Genomic DNA, 17645 nt, shown 5'->3' on the forward strand with positions numbered 1-17645 from the left:
CCCGTTATAGAGCTATGGTATAAGCATGAATGAGAATGCAGTACCTGATAAGGTTAGTATGGTGACATATTAACAAACTAGGGTGGCACCGCGATGATAATCTCGTCCCTAAGATTAAAAGTCTTGGGGGTGGGATTTTTTTATTGTTGTAAAACAATTTGGAAAGCGGGGGCCAAAAATGAAAAACTTACTTAAAGATTGGAAATATCCTTTATTACTATTGTCCGGAGTTGGTATTGCGAATTTAGGGGCATGGATTTACTTAATAGCACTGAATGTACTTGTCTATAATATGGGTGGCTCAGCCTTAGCTGTTGCTACTTTATATGTAATAAAACCATTAGCCACTTTATTTACAAACGCTTGGTCTGGGAGTATGATTGATCGTTTAAATAAACGGAAGTTAATGATTCACCTCGATATATATCGTGCGTTATTTATCGCTATTTTACCTTTACTTCCGTCACTTTGGATTGTTTATGTATTCGTATTCTTTATAAGTATGGCCAGTGCAATTTATGAGTCAACTGCTATGACGTATATGACGAAATTAATTCCAGTAGAGCGAAGACAACGTTTCAACTCACTACGTAGTTTAATAGGATCTGGTGCATCACTAATTGGACCAGCAGTAGCGGGGGGATTATTAATTGCGGGTACACCAGAATTCGCTATATATATGAATGCTATAGCATTTCTCTTATCAGGATTAATTACATTACTTTTACCCAACCTTGATAAGAAAAAAGATTCGGATACAACTAGTAATACATTATCCCTTACAGTATTAAAAAAAGATTGGAGCACTGTTATAAATTTTAGTAGAAAACATGTGTATGTCGTATATGTGTATTTTTTATTTCAAAGTATGTTCGTATTAGCAACTGCTACTGATTCACTTGAACTATCGTTTGCGAAAGAGGTATTACTACTAACAGATAGTGAATACGGTTTTCTAGTTAGTATAGCTGGTGCAGGCTATATATTAGGTGCCATAACAAATACAATTTTGTCAAAGAAATTAGCACCTTCATTTCTAATTGGAATAGGATCATTATTCATCGCAATTGGTTATTTAATTTATGCCTTTTCAAATGTATTTTTAATAGCTGCTATTGGATTCTTTATTTTATCTTTTTCGATGGCATATGCAAATACAGGATTTTATACATTTTACCAAAATAACATCCCTGTTCATATGATGGGACGGATCGGGAGTATATATGGGCTTATTATTGCGTTAGTAACAATTTTTATTACAATATTATCTGGTGTTGCGACTCAGTTCATTTCTATACAACTTGTAGTTATTGTAGGGTCATTAATAATGTTATTTATCACTATCGTATTGTGTGTGTTTACTTTATTCCCATTGCAATCTAAGTTGTATTCTACTGAATCAATAAAGTGAAACTTTAATCAGTGGGGGGTTTGTTCATCCCCCGCTTAACTTCCACTGAATTTTGAGGTGGGGGTCTTACTGTCCGTTAATGCGGGATAAATTCGAAATAAACTTTGTGTTCTCATTAACAATTTATCGTATTCAATAAGGGGGTTCTTTCCCCTTTATATGGAAAAATTAATAAGGGGAAAGAACAATTTGGAAAGATAAGGGTGGTTGTCGTGATAAAAACAAAAGATGAGATTAATAAAATTGTAAAAGAAATACAAAAGGAAATAGATTTCTCTGGAGTAGTTTTAGTAAAAAAAGAAAAAAACCTAGTCTATGAAAAAGCATTGGGTTACGCAAACCAAAGTGAATGTATAAGCAATACGATACAAACAAGATTCGGCATTGCCTCAGGATGTAAAATTTTCACTGCAATTGGCATCTGTCAACTTGTTGAAAAAGGTGTTATTTCTTTTCATACAAAATTAAAAGATTGTCTAGAGATAAAATTTCCAAACTTTGATGAAGATATTACAATACATCAACTACTAACGCATAGCGCTGGTATACCAGATTATTTTGATGAAAGTATTATGGATAACTTCGAAGATCTTTGGAAACAAACACCTATGTATCTATTAAAGAGCTTAAAAGATTTTTTACCATTATTCCAAAACAGTAATATGATGTTTACACCTGGAAGTAAGTTTCACTACAACAATGCAGGTTTTATCATACTCGGATTAATAATAGAAGAACAGACGGGATTTAAATTTACGGAGTATATAGAAAAGAACATATTTAATCCAATTGGTATGAATGATTCTGGCTATTTTTCTTTAGATAGATTACCAAGACATACAGCACTAGGATATATAAAGGATGAAACTAACCAAAATTGGAGAACAAACGCCTACTCTATACCAATAAAAGGAGGAGCTGATGGAGGTGCATATGTTACTGCACCAGACATGCTGAAATTTTGGGCGGCACTATTTAATAATGAAATTTTAGGAAAGGAATATACAAAGTTACTTTTAACTCCCCACATTCAAGTAAATGATAAACAGTCTTACGGCTATGGAATATGGATTGAAACACGAGAAAACAAGGTATTCAAATATCATATAATGGGATATGATCCAGGCGTCAGTTTTCGCTCGTCTATATATCCAGAATTAGGAATCACTTTAGTTATTCCATCGAATAAAGGGGCAGGACCCGAAAAATTAATGACAGAAATAGAAAGAGCTTTTTAATTATATGGATATTAAAGAAGAGATACAAAAATAATTTAAACGGGTTCATGATAGTTTCTATTTTGAAAAATATTTTAGTTAACGAGAAACCCTTTATTTAGTAAATAAAGGGTTTTATAATTTCATAAAAATATATACAATTATATAGATTTTGGAATTCGAAAACATTACTATATAGTTGTAAATTTTAATTATTCATTCATATGAAAGGGCGTGTTAGCAATTTGTATATAATCAACGGTAGTTTGTTTATTATTTTAGGGGTTATTTGTTATTTAATTGTACGTGGAATATTAATTGGTACCAAAAATAAAAAACATGTGATTTGGTGGAAAGAAATAATAAGTTTTTTATTCGTGGTCTACATTTGTATGGTTGTTGCAGTAACTTTATTCCCTTTACCAATTGGTTTTCCTTCTAATGTTGAAAATCTGAATCGCTCGGTCAATATAATACCATTTGCATCAATTATTAAAGACATCAATCAAATTGGTAGTGCTTATGATGGGGATGCCCTGTTTATGATTGGTCTAATTGTAAGAAATGTAGGCGGGAATATTTTATTATTAATGCCTTTAGGATTTTCAGCACCAATTTTATGGGATAAATATACGAAATTCAAAAATAATATTTTATTAGGATTTGCTATATCAGTTAGTATTGAATTGCTACAATTAATTGAGTCTTTATTTAGTGGAGTGGGACGTATTACTGATATTGATGATGTGATCTGTAATGTTATAGGTTCTATTGTTGGATATTGTATTTATAATATCTTTTTAAAAGCTATTAATAAATTTAACATTCGATTGTTGGGTAAAACTAATTCTAAAGGTGTGGAATTAGTTGATAAATAGGAGTTTAAACAAGTTATTAAAAGCGTACGAGTAAAAAGTACGTCTTTTTATTTTTATAAATAATGCTTAAGGCTGATGAGAACTCACATTTTCCATCTTACACTTGAAAGTAGCTATTGTATTTCAATTATGGAATGAAAAGAGGAGAATATAATCTTTAAAGATAAACAAGTTTATAGGAGGATTCTAAATGGATATTTTACTTGTTGTTCTTATTATTGTTTTGATGCAAAGTAAAGAACGAAAAGTGAAAATAAACCGTATTTGGCTCATTCCGGCTTTGTTGTGCTTTGTAACAGTTCAGTCCATTATTCGTATGGGACAAATAACTTTGCTGCAAGGACTACTGTTTTTTGTAATGCTTGGAATTGGCTTAGGTATTGGAATTATACGGGGGAAAGCTTTAACATTTCGATTAGATAGTGAAACGGGTCATGTACTACGGAAAGGAAATTGGGTAAGTACAATAATTCTTCTTGTTATTTTAGGAGCAAAAATTATTATTAAACAAAGTATGTTTTCTGGTAGCACGCACCAGACACTAATGGTTGTAACAAATGCCTTTTTATGTATTACATTAGGCACCGTAATTAGTAGACGTTATTATATTTGGAAAAAATATAATGAATTAACACAAAAAGCGTAAATACATGCATCCCTTGTTTAACATTGTTGCGAACGGTAATACTAAATAACATTGAACTTTTACAACAAGGGATGATAATATGATATACATTTACACAGACTTCGGCGGTACACATACAACATCACTAGCTGCAGCATATCATTTAAATAAATTACCAACGGATCGTAAGTTAACAAAAGAAGAAATTTTGAATGTAGATTACTTTAATAAATTGAAAACAGAAGATATGGGAAAAATTATTTTTCATGGAATAGACGAAAACGGTCATCCTGTATATACGATTGGATGTGGCGCATCAAAAGTTGTTGTACCAGCGATGAAGCATTTAGGAGAAATCTTGCAAAAACATTATCAAAGTCATGAAAAAATTATTTTTTCTAATACATCACCAACCGTACCTTTACCAATGACTTTTGGTGGTCTGTTTTCTAGAAGGTTCCATATCGATTTTATTGGCGTACCGTTACTCGTATGGGGAGCAAAAATTTGCTGTGATAATATACAAAGGCTTGTTAGTTATACAAAAGAGGCAGGAAGATTAACGAATGATTATGTTGTAATTTTAGATAATGAAACTTTTAAATAGTATATGAATAAGAAGAAAATCGAGCAAATTCCTTGATTTTCTTTTTTATTTGTGGAATAGACAAGAAATAGTCACATTTAATATACATCTACTATAGCCAAAATAATAAAGTCCTGTTACTATTACAGGGATATTCTCTTTTTATAACATAAATATATAGAAAAATTAGAAAAGAGGAATTGAATTAAGGGAGGAACAACATGAAGCGTGTTGCTTGGATTACTGATAGTACAACTGCGAATTTTAAAACAGAAGGAGATAACTTTGTTATCCCAATCGAAGTTATTATTGATGGAATTTCGTACAAAGATTGTGAAGAAGGTGTACGTGAACGGGTTTATAATGCGTTAAACGAAGGTAAAACAGTCACTACTTCACAACCTAATATTGGGGAAATGGTAGAGTTGTTTACAAAATGCAAAGAAGGATATGAAGAAGGATTTGCAGTTGCTATTAGCGGAAAAGTAAGTGGAACCTATCAAAATATGAAGTTAGCTGCAGAAATGGCAGGTTTTCCATTAACTGTATTAGACAGTGAAACAACAAGTTATCCAATGGATGAATTAATTAGAAAAGCGAAATCGTTATACAATGATGGTATGACTTTACAAGATATACACAAAACATTAGTAGATGAAAAAAGAAGACCTTTTCATGTATTCCCAAAGAGTTTAAAAGGTTTATATGCGAGTGGTCGTGTAAAGGGTATTCAATTTTTACTTGGAAGTTTATTAAGTGTGAACTTAATACTAGAAGTAAAAGGTGGAGAGCTTTTACTTGAAAAGAAAGTTCGTAAAATCCAAAAATGTCGAGAATATATTAAAAATGAACTTGAAAAAGAATTACCAAAAGTACTTCATATGTTCCATGCTAACGATAAAGCTGGAGCGGAAGAATGGATTGCAGATATTAAACAAGCATTCCCCGAAATGGATTTCAAATTATATCCATTACCAATTTCATTTGCGGTTCATGCAGGTGAGGGAACAATAGCAATTAGTTATTAAAGTAAAACCCGTGAATCATTCACGGGTTTTTTCAGAGTGTTGGGAAAGACCTTATATACTATAAGGTCTTTTGTACCTCTTAAAATGACTTGAATAGCGTTTATTTGAGGTCATTAGGTAGTTAGAGATTGATGACTATCTTTAACGAAAAAAGTTGAAGTCATATTTTTAAATGCTAATAAATCAGAATATTCTACCTTTTATTTCTACAGTTACAATCTATTTACATATAAGATTATTAGGATTATATTGACAATGAAAGAGAAAACAATAGATGGAAGGGGATGTTTTTTATGTTTAAAAAAGCAGCACTAGGGATTTCATCGTTAGCAATCACAGCGTTCGTCGGATTAGGGATGGCAACAGAAGCTTCAGCTGGACCAGCAGCACCACTTACTTCACTAAACGTCGTACAAGTAGAGTCTGAGCTGGGCGGAGTAGAAACAATTAACCAAAACAGCTTTAGCACAACACGTAACCACGGGGGAAAATACTTATATATTACAACGAAAGAGATGGGATACGGTCAAAATCCGTTTACTAAAATGAATGGTTCTAATGTAAAAAGTATTGGATCCACAATAATCGGCGGAAAACCAATCGTTGGCTGGTATTACAAATGGGATGCGTCTGGACATCAACAAGGAACATTTGAATACCAAAAAACATCTATAAACGCGCCATTTAATACAATGCGTACGTCAATTTATATCCAATAATTTTTGAAAACGTTCGCACATATAGAATAGTTAAAAAGGTACTTCTAGGAGTACCTTTTTTTGATTTGAATCACGTTCATCTATATTTACAATTCCGATTCCATAGCAAGAACACTTCCCATAAAACAAAATCCTTAACGTCTATAAAATTTATATGAACGCGTAGTACAAGTCCGCTACAGTTAAAGTACGTAACTTTACATATTTCAACTCAATGAAAAAGGAAGAAACTGCAGTACTTACGCCGCAGTTTTAAATTCATCCATGAACTCACAGTTTTTAGATATATAGACATAAACGTACTACCTGCTACTCTTTTTTAAATTCAAGATTAAAAAAGAGTAGCTAAGCTTATATAAGCTTAGCTTAATGGGTATGTGGCGAAACTTTAAAATTAATTACATCTTTTTCATAGCATAAATAATTTTGTATAGGCAGATGAAAGGATTTTTTAAAATAATAAAGAAGTATGTATAAACAAATATATAAATGGTAGTGATTAGGATGAAAATCAGTAAGTTTGCAGAAGTAAATAATGTAAGTGTAGATACGATTAGACATTATATGGACCTCGGACTCGTTATTCCCGAGAAAAAAGGAAGTCACTATTTTTTTGACGAGTATTGTCAAAAGGATATAGAACTTATATTAGAGTACAAATGGCTAGGGTTTAGCTTGTATGAAATTAAAGAACTGTTTCTTTATAAAAATTTAGGGAAATCCTTAGACTATGAAAAGGATAATTTTTATCAATCTTTATTTAAAGTAAAATATGAAAAGATTGAACAAGAAATAAAAACTTTAGAGGAACGAAAATGCAAATTAAAGGAAGCGTTACATAATTTATCTATAGAAACTGAAATTTCGAGTTCAATTTTAGGGGTAGATTTAAAAGTACTTCATTTATTTAAATGTGTTAAGTGTAACGGAAATTTAATTCTTGAAGATGGCATTATTAATAAGAATCAAATTATTGAGGGAAAGTTAATTTGTAATTGTGGTGAAGAATACACGATTATTTCAGGGGTTTTAACAGCTGGCAACTCAGTGAAAGCGTATGAAAAGAAATCACTTGAAGATTCTATTTCGGATTATATTCATGAAACTGATACTGCTTTTTTGGAAAATGTTCAAAGAGGAGGAGAATGGGCGAAAAAGAAACTAATGCAATTAGATTTAAATGAAAAAATACTACTTGATTTAGGGTCTGGTATTGGGTTCTTTTTACGAAATATTTATGAAGAACTACCGGAAGAGTGTTTATATATTGCTGTTGATCGAGATTTGAATAAACTTTTACTTTTAAAAGATGTAATTGAGAGAAGAAATGTGAAAAGAAATATTGTATTTATCTGTGCCGACTTTCTAAACATACCTATTCAGAATAATTCTGTTGATATTGTAATCGATCAATCAGGTACAAGTAATTATAGTTTTGAATATGAGGAGTTCTTATTGTGTGAATTAAATTCCCTTTTTAAACACAATTGTTATTTATTAAGTTCATTTATTTTATTTAATAAATTTAGTATAAATAGCCAAATTGCACCTAGACTCAGAGAGAATTTTACATCTGCAAAAGTAACAAAAGAAATCGAAAATTTACAGTTTCAATCTATTGATGAAAGTACTTCAAATTATTTGATACGAGGGGGAAGGTACGAGGATTTCTTTGTTCAAGGAGAAGAAATTTATACATATTCATTTTTCGGAAAAAGATGGGGTTAACCCCATCTTTTATTTATTTTCCCTTAAAACTTTTCAAATAGTACATATTGCTATTGGGTTGACCCAAGAACTTACAATGTACGTAACACAAAGTTAGGCAGGGGGAAAAGTGATGGGAAGTTTACGATTACATATAGAAAATAAAAAAAGCAATCAAGAATTAAGAAATATTAGTTTATATTCAATTGCAAAAACAGTATCACTATTTGGTAGCTCTATTTATAGTTTTGCATTAGGATTGTATGTTTTACAAATAACCGGATCTGCGTTAAATTTTGCAATTTCGCTCATATTAGGAACGATTCCAATGATTGTTATGAATCCATTTGCCGGTGTCATTGCTGATAAGGTTGATAAAAAGAAACTGGTTATTTGTATGGATTTACTAAGCGGATTATTATTAATAACTGTTTATATATTAAGCAGCTATTATGGATTAAACTTATTCATCATTTATACTACTACCTTTCTTATGACAGTATTTACAACGTTTTTTGGAATAGGATTAGAGGCCGTAAAACCGAATATGGTTACTAAAGAACGGTTAATGAGTATTAATTCTATAAGTAAAATTATCGATTCTATATCTTTAATTTTAGGGCCTATGTTAGGGGGCATTGTTTTTGCAGTCTTTGATATGAAAACTTTTATAATTATTAACGGTATTTCATTTATCCTTTCGGCTATATCCATATTGTTTATAAACTTTAAATTGTGCGAGCAAAACATAAATGAGGAATGTTCAATTAGAGAAATTAATTTTATTGAAGATATAAAGGAGGGATACTCTTACTTATTGGAGCGGAAAAGCTTAAAAAATACTTTTAGTATTTTAATTTCACTTAATTTCTTTTTAGGCTTTGCTGTAACTGTTCCGTTGCCATACATTATTAACACAGTTCTCAATCTTAGTTCTAAGCAATTTGGTATGATTCAAGGGACTTTTCCGATAGGTATGATAGTTGGTGCAATATTAGTAAAAAAGATAACTGATTGTTTTTCTTATTCTTATCTATTGAAAAAAATAAGTTTTATGTTGGCAATTTTTATGATAGTTTCAGGAATACCTGTTTTATTTAAATCTATTGTAGTAAATAATTTGGTATATGTTACTACGTATTGCATGATTATGTTCTTTTTAGGGTTTATGATAGCACAAATTGATATTCCTTTAATGTATTTCATGCAAAATGAGATTCCTGAAGAATATAGAGGAAGAGTTCTTAGTATTGGATTAAGCTTAGGTAAAATAATGCAGCCAATAGCACTTGCAATATCAGGACTATTATTAAATTTCATTCCAGCCTACACGCTTCCCATTGCAGGGGGGATTGTATTTTTTACTTTGAATAAAATTTTAACAAATAAGTTAAATTTAGAAATTCATTCAAAAGATTATAGTGTTTAACGTAACTTAAAAAGCGCAGGATCAGCATCCTGCGCTTTTCTATCGTAATTCAGCTGTTTTTCTAATAACAATTTTATCAATATCATCTTCTTCATCACCAATAAATAATCCTCGTTCTTTTAAATACGCTTCAAAATATAAATCAGCTTCAGCGCGTTCATCATATGGCTTTACAGAGAGAACGAAACCTAATTTGTTTTGTTCTTCTAAATGAGAAGTGGAGATGTAAGCCGGTACATTATGGCGTAAAAAGAGTTCTTTAACCGGAATAATCATATCTTTCATTAATTTCGTTAGCATACCCATTTCAAACTCGAAATTAAAGCGATCTATACTAGACAAATCAGCGAATACTACACCGATAAAACCTGTATTAAATACTTCTTGATATTCTACATCTTCGTCATGGTCGCCGTAAAAATTCTTTTCGATTAAATAATTTACAAAATAAGCAACGCCATCACTTTGTTCAAATGGTTTCGTTGAAAGAACAAAACCAATTTTCTTTTGTTTATGTAAATACACACATGACATGTATGCTGAAATGTTATGTTCTTTAAATAAAGCACTTGTTGCTCCAGAGAGACCATCTAATACGTGATGAACAATTTGAAGTTTTTTACGAGCGAAATAATAGGATTTCTTTTGTAACTCCAATGTATCAATAAAGACAGAGCCGATAAAGCCTGTATTTGAAATAATAGGTGCTTGCTTTTTTCTTCCTCTGCGCTTTAATGGAGCCATTGTTAAAATCATCCCTTCATGTACGTTTAAAATAAAAAGAACATTTGTTCGTATGTTTATATTTTACTATTAAAACGCTATAAAGTAAAGGGTTTTTGATGAAAATATAACAAAAAAGACACCTTATAAAAGGTGCCTTAAACGCTGTAAGGAATAGGGTTTATCCTAACTATTTATATTATGATACAGAAACAATCTCTTCTGTATCTTCTACATCTAAATGACAGTCCATAGTACGAACATCTTGATCTTCATGACTTCCGAAATAAATAGTAATTTTCATATGTATCGCTCCTTTATTCTAGGAATACCTAAAATAATTACTAGTAATGTTAATATTTATTATATACCACTTTTTTCATTCCGACAACGTTATATCATTTTTAATTATTTTAAACTATAGAGCACAATTTAAAGAAGTACTTTTTATAGAAAAAGGTAAATTTCTAATATGTTATATTTAATATAGAAGGATTCGAGTAGTACTTTTTATGAAAAGGAGAACTATTGATGAATTATAAACAATTACTAATAGATAACTTTGTGTTTAAAACTTCATATGTTGCGCAATTTGTGCCCGGAATGAGTGTAAAAGAAACGAAAGATTATATTTCTGTTGATTGCGGATTACCTGCCGATACATTCAATGTTATTACTCTACTAAATAATAATTTAACGGAAGGGATTGAGAAATTATATAAGGAGGTATTCTACTATAATCAAAAAAAATTTCCAATGAGTATTTGGTTATGGGATGAGGAGCAAGAGCGAGATATAAAAAGCGAGTTAATTAAAATCGGTTTAAAAGAAGCGGAACAGAATATTGCGATGGTAGCAGACTTAGAAACAATTTCTCCACCAATAAACATGCCAGTAAGTTTTACAATTCAAGAAGCATCTTCATCTGGAAAAATAAAAAAATTTGGAGAAACATTAGCTAATCTATTCGGCACATCAGAAGAAGGTATACATGTACAAGCATTCTATAATCAAATTTCTAATCTTGATTTATGGAACAGTGAGAATATGAAACTATTTTTAGGATTTTATGAAGGTGAAGTCGTAACTGTTGGTTCATTGATATGTTCAAAAGATAGTATTGGTATTTATGACATAGCAACTAAAGAAGAAATGAGAGGACGAGGATTCGGATCTACTATGTTCAATTTCCTTCTGCAAGAAGCACAAAAATTTAAAAATACTTATTGTGTATTACAAGCTTCACACGATGGAATCAATATTTATAAAAAATCGGGATTTCAAGCTATCGGTAAAATGACTGTATTGGAAAATCGACATTTAATTGAGTAAATCATTCTAGTTAAATCGTCTTTATATAGGAGCTTATAAATCGTTATGAAAAAGATATATCTTGTTACAATAATTTGTGCCTTTATAGTAATAAGTATCTTTGTTTTTCAGAAAATAAATGAACATAAGTATACTAAAGCTATTAATCAATCAAATCATATAAAAAATATCGCACATAGAGGTGCTTCTGCGTACGCACCTGAACATACAATAGCAGCATATAAATTAGGACAACAAATGAATGGAGATTATATAGAAATTGACCTCCAAATGACAAAAGATGGACATTTAGTGGCTATGCATGACGAAACCTTAAATCGTACAACAAATGGTACTGGGCTAGTGAAAGAGCATACATTAGAAGAAATAAAGCAACTAAATGCAGGTTCTTTTTTTAATGAAAAATATCCGAACTTAGCAAAGAAAGAATTTGAAAATGCTAAAGTCCCAACATTAAAAGAAATTATTGAAACGTTTGGGCATAACGCGAACTATTATATCGAAACAAAATCACCTGATGAATATTTAGGAATGGAAGAAAAATTATTAGAAATTATTAATTACTACGAAATACAGGATAAAGTTATTATTCAATCGTTTAGTGAAGAAAGTCTACAAAAGATTCATAGCTTAAATAGTAATATATCCATAGTACAATTATTACCTTATAAAAAAGCAGTTCAATTAACAAAATTAGAGATAGAAAAGTATAAAATGTACTGCATAGGTCTTGGTATGAATTACAAATATATCGATTCAGATTATGTAAAGAAAATAAAGAAAAGTGGATTAGAAGTTCATCCATTTACAGTAGATAATGAAAATGATATGAAAAAGTTACTTGCATGGGGAGTCGACGGGATGTTTACCAATTATCCAGATCATTTACATTCAATATTGGATTTGAAAAATCATGAATAAGTAGTGTTATTCATAAAGGGAAAATTTACACAACCTGTATACTAGGATTATCAATGCAAGAAGGCATGTATCATATCAAAAGAAAATACCAAAAACCGCAACTGGAAGACCTAGGTTGTGGTTTTTTATTGCTTTGATTTCAGTTTACAAAGTTTGAAGCTAGAAGTGAAAACCTTTTTAGATGAATTGGCTTCTTATGTATTTGTACTTCATATCGTTCTAGGTATATGTACAACCCATGAGACGAATTTTGCATATGATAATAGAAAAGGAGATGTTGCATATTGAAATATCACAATAGAAATGTAAGTAATCTGAATAAATTAGCGGATAATACGAAAGCTGCCGCTTTTAAGTGGTATCAGTACTGCATTGACAATGGTATTGAAGTGTTAATTTACGAAACAATCCGTACGGTCGAGCGACAACGTGAATATGTTCGTAAAGGAGCATCGCAAACGATGCGCTCATATCACTTAGTAGGACAAGCATTAGATTTTGTTCCAATTCAGTCGAATGGTACAGAAGATTGGAATAGCTATAATAAAGAACCGTGGGCATCAGCAATTCGTTATGCTAAACAAATTGGCTTTGAATGGGGCGGTGACTGGAAAGGATTTGTGGATAGTCCGCATTTGCAATATAACTACAAAGGGTATGGAACGGATACTTTTGGAAAAGGTTCTCAAAACGTAGCGACTCCTCCTCCAACGAATGATGGTGTAGGGGTAGCTTATATTAACGGTAGCAATGTAAATTTACGAAAAGGACCTGGTACTGGATATGGTGTTATTCGCCAATTAGGGAAAGGAGAGTCCTACAAAGTATTTGGGCAATCAAATGGCTGGTTAAATTTAGGTGGCGATCAGTGGATTTATAACGATCCATCATATATTCGTTATACGGGAGGAAATGTACCCGCAACTTCACAATCATCAAACGATGGTGTAGGCGTAGTTACTATAATAGCGGATGTATTGCGTGTTCGTACCGGACCAGGAACAAATTACGGTATTGTGAAAAATGTGTACCAAGGTGCAAAATATCAATCGTTTGGATATAAAGATGGTTGGTATAATGTTGGTGGAAATCAATGGGTTTCTGGTGAATATGTTACATTTGTAAAGTAAAAATAAGAGCCGTCCTGTTGGGCGGCATTTTATTATAGATGTTCATAGGACGAGTGCTCATAATATCATTCGTAATATATAGAGTATAATTTTTCATTCTAATAATCAGAAAGTAATCAAAATGTAATTAATTTTAACTACGCTTTTTATATTTTTTTGATACACTGGCTACGAGGGGGATACCAATTAATGTGGGTAAAAACCAAAACCATATTGGCGGAAGTAAATTTATAATGGGAATATGGATGCCGACATTTACTAAAAGTGCGGTGACTGCACCTATATAAGAACCTAACATACCTCTAATGTGGTGATGGAGCCAATTTTTCCAACGTTTTTTTCGTGCGAGGTATCCATAAATTGCAAATGAATAAGAGAAGATTGCTACATAAAATAAATATGCGATTTTATCCCAGTTGATAATGGATAATATTATTGCCGTAAGGGTAATGACAACATAGGATGCATGATATATCTCGCCCCATTCAGTATGTTTTCCTTTCTTCTTTTGAGCAACCATCGCTACAATACCAGTGATTAAGCATATTGTTCCAAATAGTATGTGTATGGTTAAAAGAATGTTAAAAATGCTCATAATAATTCCTCCTTTTTTATTTTTATAGTATTGCAGTATAGGAGAAAAGTTGAAACATATTGTTTGTTGGCCTTAATATATTGAAATAAAGGTAATCCTAGAACAAATTTAAACGGACAAATTTTTCTTGATTTTAGTGAGCCACGTATTACGTGAAATGAAGGAGAGACTTCCATGTTTACATCTATTACATATTTACAATCAGGGAATGACAAACAACAAAAGGTATATGATGTTTTAAATAAACTAAACATAATGGAGGATTTAGCTTTGTATAGTCCCGTTCTTTGCGGGACAATCCCTATAAGAATTGATACTCTCCAATCTGACTTAGATATAGTAATGGAAGTACATAACTTTGATGTTTTTGAGCAGGAAATGAGATCTTTATATGGTTCTTATAGAGGGTACAATATAAAAAAGAAAAAAATGAAAGGTACTGAATCGATAAAGGTAAATTTTGAATTCGAAGGTTTTGAATTTGAATTATTTGCTCAGCCTAAGCCAGTGCGTAACCAAAATGCATATAGACATATGATAGTAGAGCACATGCTATTAATGCAGCATCCACATATAAGGGAAGAAATTCTTCGCTTAAAAGAGAACGGTATAAAAACAGAACCTGCTTTTGCTCAAGTATTAAACATTGAAGGAGATCCTTATGAAGGACTTATTGTGTTGGGGCAGGAAATGCGGTTGTGGTAAATAAGATACATAAAAACTCCTCTATAGAAAAAGAGGAGTTTTTATTATGCCATTAGCTTACGGATTAATTCACTCAGCAATTTAACCCCGTTAGTCATTTGTTCTGGAGAAGCATATCCATATGATAAACGAATGTACGGTTCTGATTCTTCTTCATAAATACGTCCTGGATTTAAAAGAATTCCTTTTGATAGTGCCTCTGAAAATAATTTTTTCATCGGAATGCTAGGTACAACCTTTAGCCATATAAAGAATCCGCCGCTAGGAATATCCCACGTTGCAATATCTGCACAATACTTATTTAAAGCCCGTATCATGATTTGTCTTCGTTCTTTTAGTTGAATTCTTACGTTTGCAAGATGTTCTTCATAAAAACCTTTTTTTATCCATTCAGCAGCAACTCTTTGGGATAACGAACTCGATCCATAGTCTGTTTGCATTTTTATATCTGACAATCTTTCAATAACTGGTTCAGGTCCAATAATCCATCCAATTCTAAGTCCTGGGCTAAGTGTTTTAGATAGACTACCAACATATAATACATGTCCATGTTTATCTATTGATTTTAAAGGAGCTGGAGGGGGTTCATCAATCCATAACTCACGATAAATATCATCTTCAATAATAGGTAACTGTTTCTTTTCACATATCTTTATTATTTCTTTTCTTCGTTCTTGAGACATTAATATCCCAGTTGGGTTTTGAAAACTAGGAATAGAATATAAAATGTTTTTCTTTTGACTGTATTTAATGCGTTTTAATAATTCGTTAGGTAAAATACCGTGATGATCCATAGCTATACCAGATAAATTTATATTTGCTGATTGAAATACATGAAGTGAATATAAGTAAGAAGGTTGTTCAAGTAAAACAGTTGATTCTCTATGCAAAAGACCAATTGATATTAATTGCAATGCTTGTAATGCACCAGAGACGATTAATATAGAACCCGGTGATACATGTATTCCGAATGATTTTACGTATTTACTTATTGCCTCACGTAACGGTAAAAAACCTTTTTGTTCTTCGTATCCGAAATAATCTAATTCGTCACTTACGTTTTTCATAATGGACTGCATCGTTTTTAGCGGGAAAAGTTGAGGTGCAAGTTCACCTTTACTAAGATGGATAAGTGTTTTATTTGCTTCTGCTTCATTTATTTCTCGTACCATTAACTTGCTAGGTTTATGAATACCAGCTTTTACATATTCACTCCAATCAGGCGGGGGATTCGTCGCTAATAATGACCATGTATTATTTGTTACAACTGTTCCTGCTCCGATTTTCCCTTGAATTAAGCCATCTGCCATAAGTTCATCGAGCGCAGTTATTACAGTACTTCGATTTACATGAAATAATTTTGCTAACTGCCTTTGACTAGGGATCTTACTTCCGATCGGCCATTCTCCGTTTTCGATTTTTTCTTTCATATAATCTACTATCTGCCGATATTTAGGCAGTTTTTTATTCGTTGTCATAAAAAAACTCCCTCGTTCAATTTAAAAATGCCAAGTGGTTGGTTTTTACGATAAATAACTGGTTGAAGACATTGTATCAACTATTAAATATGATGAAAAGAAATAATTGGTAATTTAAAAATGGTTGGTTTATTAGAAAGGGAGAGAAAACATGCATAATAAAAAATGGGATTTACGCATTATATATGCACACGCGTTTATGATTCTTATATGGGGAACTGCTTTTCCGGCAATTCGTATGGGGCTTGAATCTTATACACCTGAGCATCTTACTTTACTACGCTTATTAATCGCTTCATTTATACTTCTGTTGTTTTCTTTTATCTACAAGTTACGGCTACCGGATTTAAAGGATATCCCAGCAATTTTTATGTTCGGTGCTTTAGGATTCACTTTTTATCACATTGCATTAAACTACGGCGAAAAAACAGTAAATGCTGGTTCTGCAAGTTTAATTGTTTCGGTCACACCTATAGTAACGGCAATTCTTGCTTCTATATTTTTAAACGAAAAAATGAAATTAAATGGTTGGATCGGTGGTGTAATTAGTTTTATAGGAATTGCTCTCATATCATTTAGTCAAGGAGATAGTATTCAATTAAATAGTGGGGGATTATTTATATTATTTGCAGCAATTTCAGAAAGCCTATATTTTGTTTTCCAAACTTCTTACTTAAAAAAGTACGGCTTCTTACCATTCACCATATATACAATTGTATCTAGTACTGTATGTATGCTTATTTTCTTACCGGGAATGTATCAAGAAATACTAGCAGCTCCTCTTGAAGTGAATGTGAGTGTTTTATATTTAGGCTTATTTCCAACAGTACTCCCATATATCGCATTGGCCTATATCATATCTCATGCTGGTGCTGCTGAGGCAACAAGCTCTCTATATTTAACCCCCAGTAACTGCATGTTTTATTGCTTGGTTATGGTTAGGAGAAGTGCCAACTTTAGTTTCGATAATTGGCGGAGGGATTACTATACTTGGTATCGTGATTGCTCATATACCAGTATTAAGAAAAGAAAAACATAGGAATTTAGCAAATAATCAATCCGTATAATGTAATTCAATAATGATTTTATGATACTTTTTCATATAGTTTCTTTCTTATGTTGATAAATATAATATTTTGTATTTCAGTTAAATATTGTATG

17 protein-coding genes, 1 pseudogene and 1 other annotated feature (1 of these 19 only partly in view) are annotated in these 17645 nt (G+C 31.6%); of the genes and pseudogenes, 15 read left to right on the forward strand and 3 right to left on the reverse strand.

The window, feature by feature from the left end; genetic code table 11:
• Positions 1 to 113, forward strand: a binding site (T-box leader) (it extends 146 nt beyond the left edge of the window).
• 65 nt (positions 114 to 178) lie between these two features.
• From NZ044_RS13095 to NZ044_RS13135, 9 genes are all read left to right on the forward strand, one after another.
• Positions 179 to 1411 carry an MFS transporter gene (locus NZ044_RS13095; protein WP_000793350.1) on the forward strand — a complete coding sequence of 411 codons (1233 nt, stop codon included), beginning with the start codon at positions 179 to 181 and terminating at the stop codon, positions 1409 to 1411.
• 212 nt (positions 1412 to 1623) lie between these two features.
• Positions 1624 to 2649: a serine hydrolase domain-containing protein gene (locus NZ044_RS13100; RefSeq protein WP_000598055.1), complete on the forward strand. Its 1026-nt coding sequence runs from the start codon at positions 1624 to 1626 to the stop codon at positions 2647 to 2649.
• Between the two features lie 224 nt (positions 2650 to 2873).
• A complete protein-coding gene (locus NZ044_RS13105) occupies positions 2874 to 3506 on the forward strand; it encodes a VanZ family protein (RefSeq protein WP_118961981.1) in 633 nt (210 codons plus the stop codon).
• Between the two features lie 190 nt (positions 3507 to 3696).
• Positions 3697 to 4152 (forward strand): DUF1453 family protein, encoded by a 456-nt coding sequence (locus NZ044_RS13110; RefSeq protein WP_000353715.1) that lies wholly within the window; start codon positions 3697 to 3699, stop codon positions 4150 to 4152.
• A 79-nt stretch (positions 4153 to 4231) separates the two neighbouring features.
• Positions 4232 to 4738 carry a DUF3189 family protein gene (locus NZ044_RS13115; RefSeq protein ID WP_000639423.1) on the forward strand — a complete coding sequence of 169 codons (507 nt, stop codon included), beginning with the start codon at positions 4232 to 4234 and terminating at the stop codon, positions 4736 to 4738.
• A 200-nt stretch (positions 4739 to 4938) separates the two neighbouring features.
• Positions 4939 to 5745, forward strand: a complete 807-nt coding sequence (locus NZ044_RS13120) for a DegV family protein (RefSeq protein ID WP_000831922.1) — start codon at positions 4939 to 4941, stop codon at positions 5743 to 5745.
• Positions 5746 to 6038: 293 nt separating this feature from the next.
• Positions 6039 to 6464, forward strand: coding sequence for a DUF4879 domain-containing protein (locus NZ044_RS13125; RefSeq protein WP_000472921.1), 426 nt, complete (start codon positions 6039 to 6041; stop codon positions 6462 to 6464).
• Between the two features lie 504 nt (positions 6465 to 6968).
• Positions 6969 to 8192, forward strand: a complete 1224-nt coding sequence (locus NZ044_RS13130) for a MerR family transcriptional regulator (protein ID WP_000703286.1) — start codon at positions 6969 to 6971, stop codon at positions 8190 to 8192.
• Between the two features lie 112 nt (positions 8193 to 8304).
• Positions 8305 to 9600, forward strand: coding sequence for an MFS transporter (locus NZ044_RS13135; RefSeq protein WP_000535181.1), 1296 nt, complete (start codon positions 8305 to 8307; stop codon positions 9598 to 9600).
• A gap of 39 nt (positions 9601 to 9639) precedes the next feature.
• Here the strand turns inward: NZ044_RS13135 and NZ044_RS13140 are convergent, their stop codons facing one another.
• Entirely contained in the window at positions 9640 to 10344 is a 705-nt protein-coding gene (locus NZ044_RS13140) for a hypothetical protein (RefSeq protein ID WP_000035353.1), read from the reverse strand.
• A gap of 510 nt (positions 10345 to 10854) precedes the next feature.
• Between NZ044_RS13140 and NZ044_RS13145 the strand changes: the two genes are divergently transcribed.
• From NZ044_RS13145 to NZ044_RS13160, 4 genes are all read left to right on the forward strand, one after another.
• Positions 10855 to 11655: a GNAT family N-acetyltransferase gene (locus NZ044_RS13145; RefSeq protein ID WP_001107084.1), complete on the forward strand. Its 801-nt coding sequence runs from the start codon at positions 10855 to 10857 to the stop codon at positions 11653 to 11655.
• A gap of 45 nt (positions 11656 to 11700) precedes the next feature.
• Complete coding sequence (locus tag NZ044_RS13150; RefSeq protein ID WP_000725654.1) at positions 11701 to 12576, forward strand: glycerophosphodiester phosphodiesterase; 876 nt, start codon at positions 11701 to 11703, stop codon at positions 12574 to 12576.
• Between the two features lie 117 nt (positions 12577 to 12693).
• Positions 12694 to 12864, forward strand: coding sequence for a hypothetical protein (locus NZ044_RS13155; protein ID WP_000232342.1), 171 nt, complete (start codon positions 12694 to 12696; stop codon positions 12862 to 12864).
• On the forward strand, positions 12861 to 13706 hold the full coding sequence (locus tag NZ044_RS13160) for a M15 family metallopeptidase (protein WP_000873744.1): 846 nt from the start codon (positions 12861 to 12863) through the stop codon (positions 13704 to 13706). Before NZ044_RS13155 ends, NZ044_RS13160 begins: the two co-directional genes overlap by 4 nt.
• A 133-nt stretch (positions 13707 to 13839) precedes the next feature.
• Here the strand turns inward: NZ044_RS13160 and NZ044_RS13165 are convergent, their stop codons facing one another.
• Positions 13840 to 14301, reverse strand: a complete 462-nt coding sequence (locus NZ044_RS13165; protein ID WP_000021744.1) for a DUF2306 domain-containing protein — start codon at positions 14299 to 14301, stop codon at positions 13840 to 13842.
• A 174-nt stretch (positions 14302 to 14475) separates the two neighbouring features.
• On the opposite strand from NZ044_RS13165, the gene NZ044_RS13170 reads away from it, so the two are divergent.
• Positions 14476 to 15006: a DUF4269 domain-containing protein gene (locus NZ044_RS13170; RefSeq protein ID WP_340949784.1), complete on the forward strand. Its 531-nt coding sequence runs from the start codon at positions 14476 to 14478 to the stop codon at positions 15004 to 15006.
• Positions 15007 to 15050: 44 nt separating this feature from the next.
• Here NZ044_RS13170 and norG read toward each other — a convergent pair whose 3' ends face one another.
• Positions 15051 to 16484 carry an efflux pump transcription regulator NorG gene (gene norG / locus NZ044_RS13175; RefSeq protein WP_000210497.1) on the reverse strand — a complete coding sequence of 478 codons (1434 nt, stop codon included), beginning with the start codon at positions 16482 to 16484 and terminating at the stop codon, positions 15051 to 15053.
• Between the two features lie 151 nt (positions 16485 to 16635).
• On the opposite strand from norG, the pseudogene NZ044_RS13180 reads away from it, so the two are divergent.
• Positions 16636 to 17551 (forward strand): annotated as a pseudogene (locus tag NZ044_RS13180) (DMT family transporter).
• Positions 17552 to 17645 lie beyond the last annotated feature (94 nt).

Origin of the sequence: Bacillus sp. FSL K6-1338 (assembly GCF_038006965.1) — a bacterium.
GTDB classification, from domain to species: Bacteria; Bacillota; Bacilli; order Bacillales; family Bacillaceae_G; genus Bacillus_A; species Bacillus_A thuringiensis_S.

Coding starts and splice junctions, on each gene's coding strand:
- NZ044_RS13135 (WP_000535181.1), top strand. CDS start 8,305: ATGGGAAGTTTACGATTACATATAGAAAATAAAAAAAGCAATCAAGAA.
- NZ044_RS13130 (WP_000703286.1), top strand. CDS start 6,969: ATGAAAATCAGTAAGTTTGCAGAAGTAAATAATGTAAGTGTAGATACG.
- NZ044_RS13115 (WP_000639423.1), top strand. CDS start 4,232: ATGATATACATTTACACAGACTTCGGCGGTACACATACAACATCACTA.
- NZ044_RS13120 (WP_000831922.1), top strand. CDS start 4,939: ATGAAGCGTGTTGCTTGGATTACTGATAGTACAACTGCGAATTTTAAA.
- NZ044_RS13170 (WP_340949784.1), top strand. CDS start 14,476: ATGTTTACATCTATTACATATTTACAATCAGGGAATGACAAACAACAA.
- NZ044_RS13095 (WP_000793350.1), top strand. CDS start 179: ATGAAAAACTTACTTAAAGATTGGAAATATCCTTTATTACTATTGTCC.
- NZ044_RS13140 (WP_000035353.1), bottom strand. CDS start 10,344: ATGGCTCCATTAAAGCGCAGAGGAAGAAAAAAGCAAGCACCTATTATT.
- NZ044_RS13150 (WP_000725654.1), top strand. CDS start 11,701: ATGAAAAAGATATATCTTGTTACAATAATTTGTGCCTTTATAGTAATA.
- NZ044_RS13125 (WP_000472921.1), top strand. CDS start 6,039: ATGTTTAAAAAAGCAGCACTAGGGATTTCATCGTTAGCAATCACAGCG.
- NZ044_RS13165 (WP_000021744.1), bottom strand. CDS start 14,301: ATGAGCATTTTTAACATTCTTTTAACCATACACATACTATTTGGAACA.
- NZ044_RS13110 (WP_000353715.1), top strand. CDS start 3,697: ATGGATATTTTACTTGTTGTTCTTATTATTGTTTTGATGCAAAGTAAA.
- norG (WP_000210497.1), bottom strand. CDS start 16,484: ATGACAACGAATAAAAAACTGCCTAAATATCGGCAGATAGTAGATTAT.
- NZ044_RS13145 (WP_001107084.1), top strand. CDS start 10,855: ATGAATTATAAACAATTACTAATAGATAACTTTGTGTTTAAAACTTCA.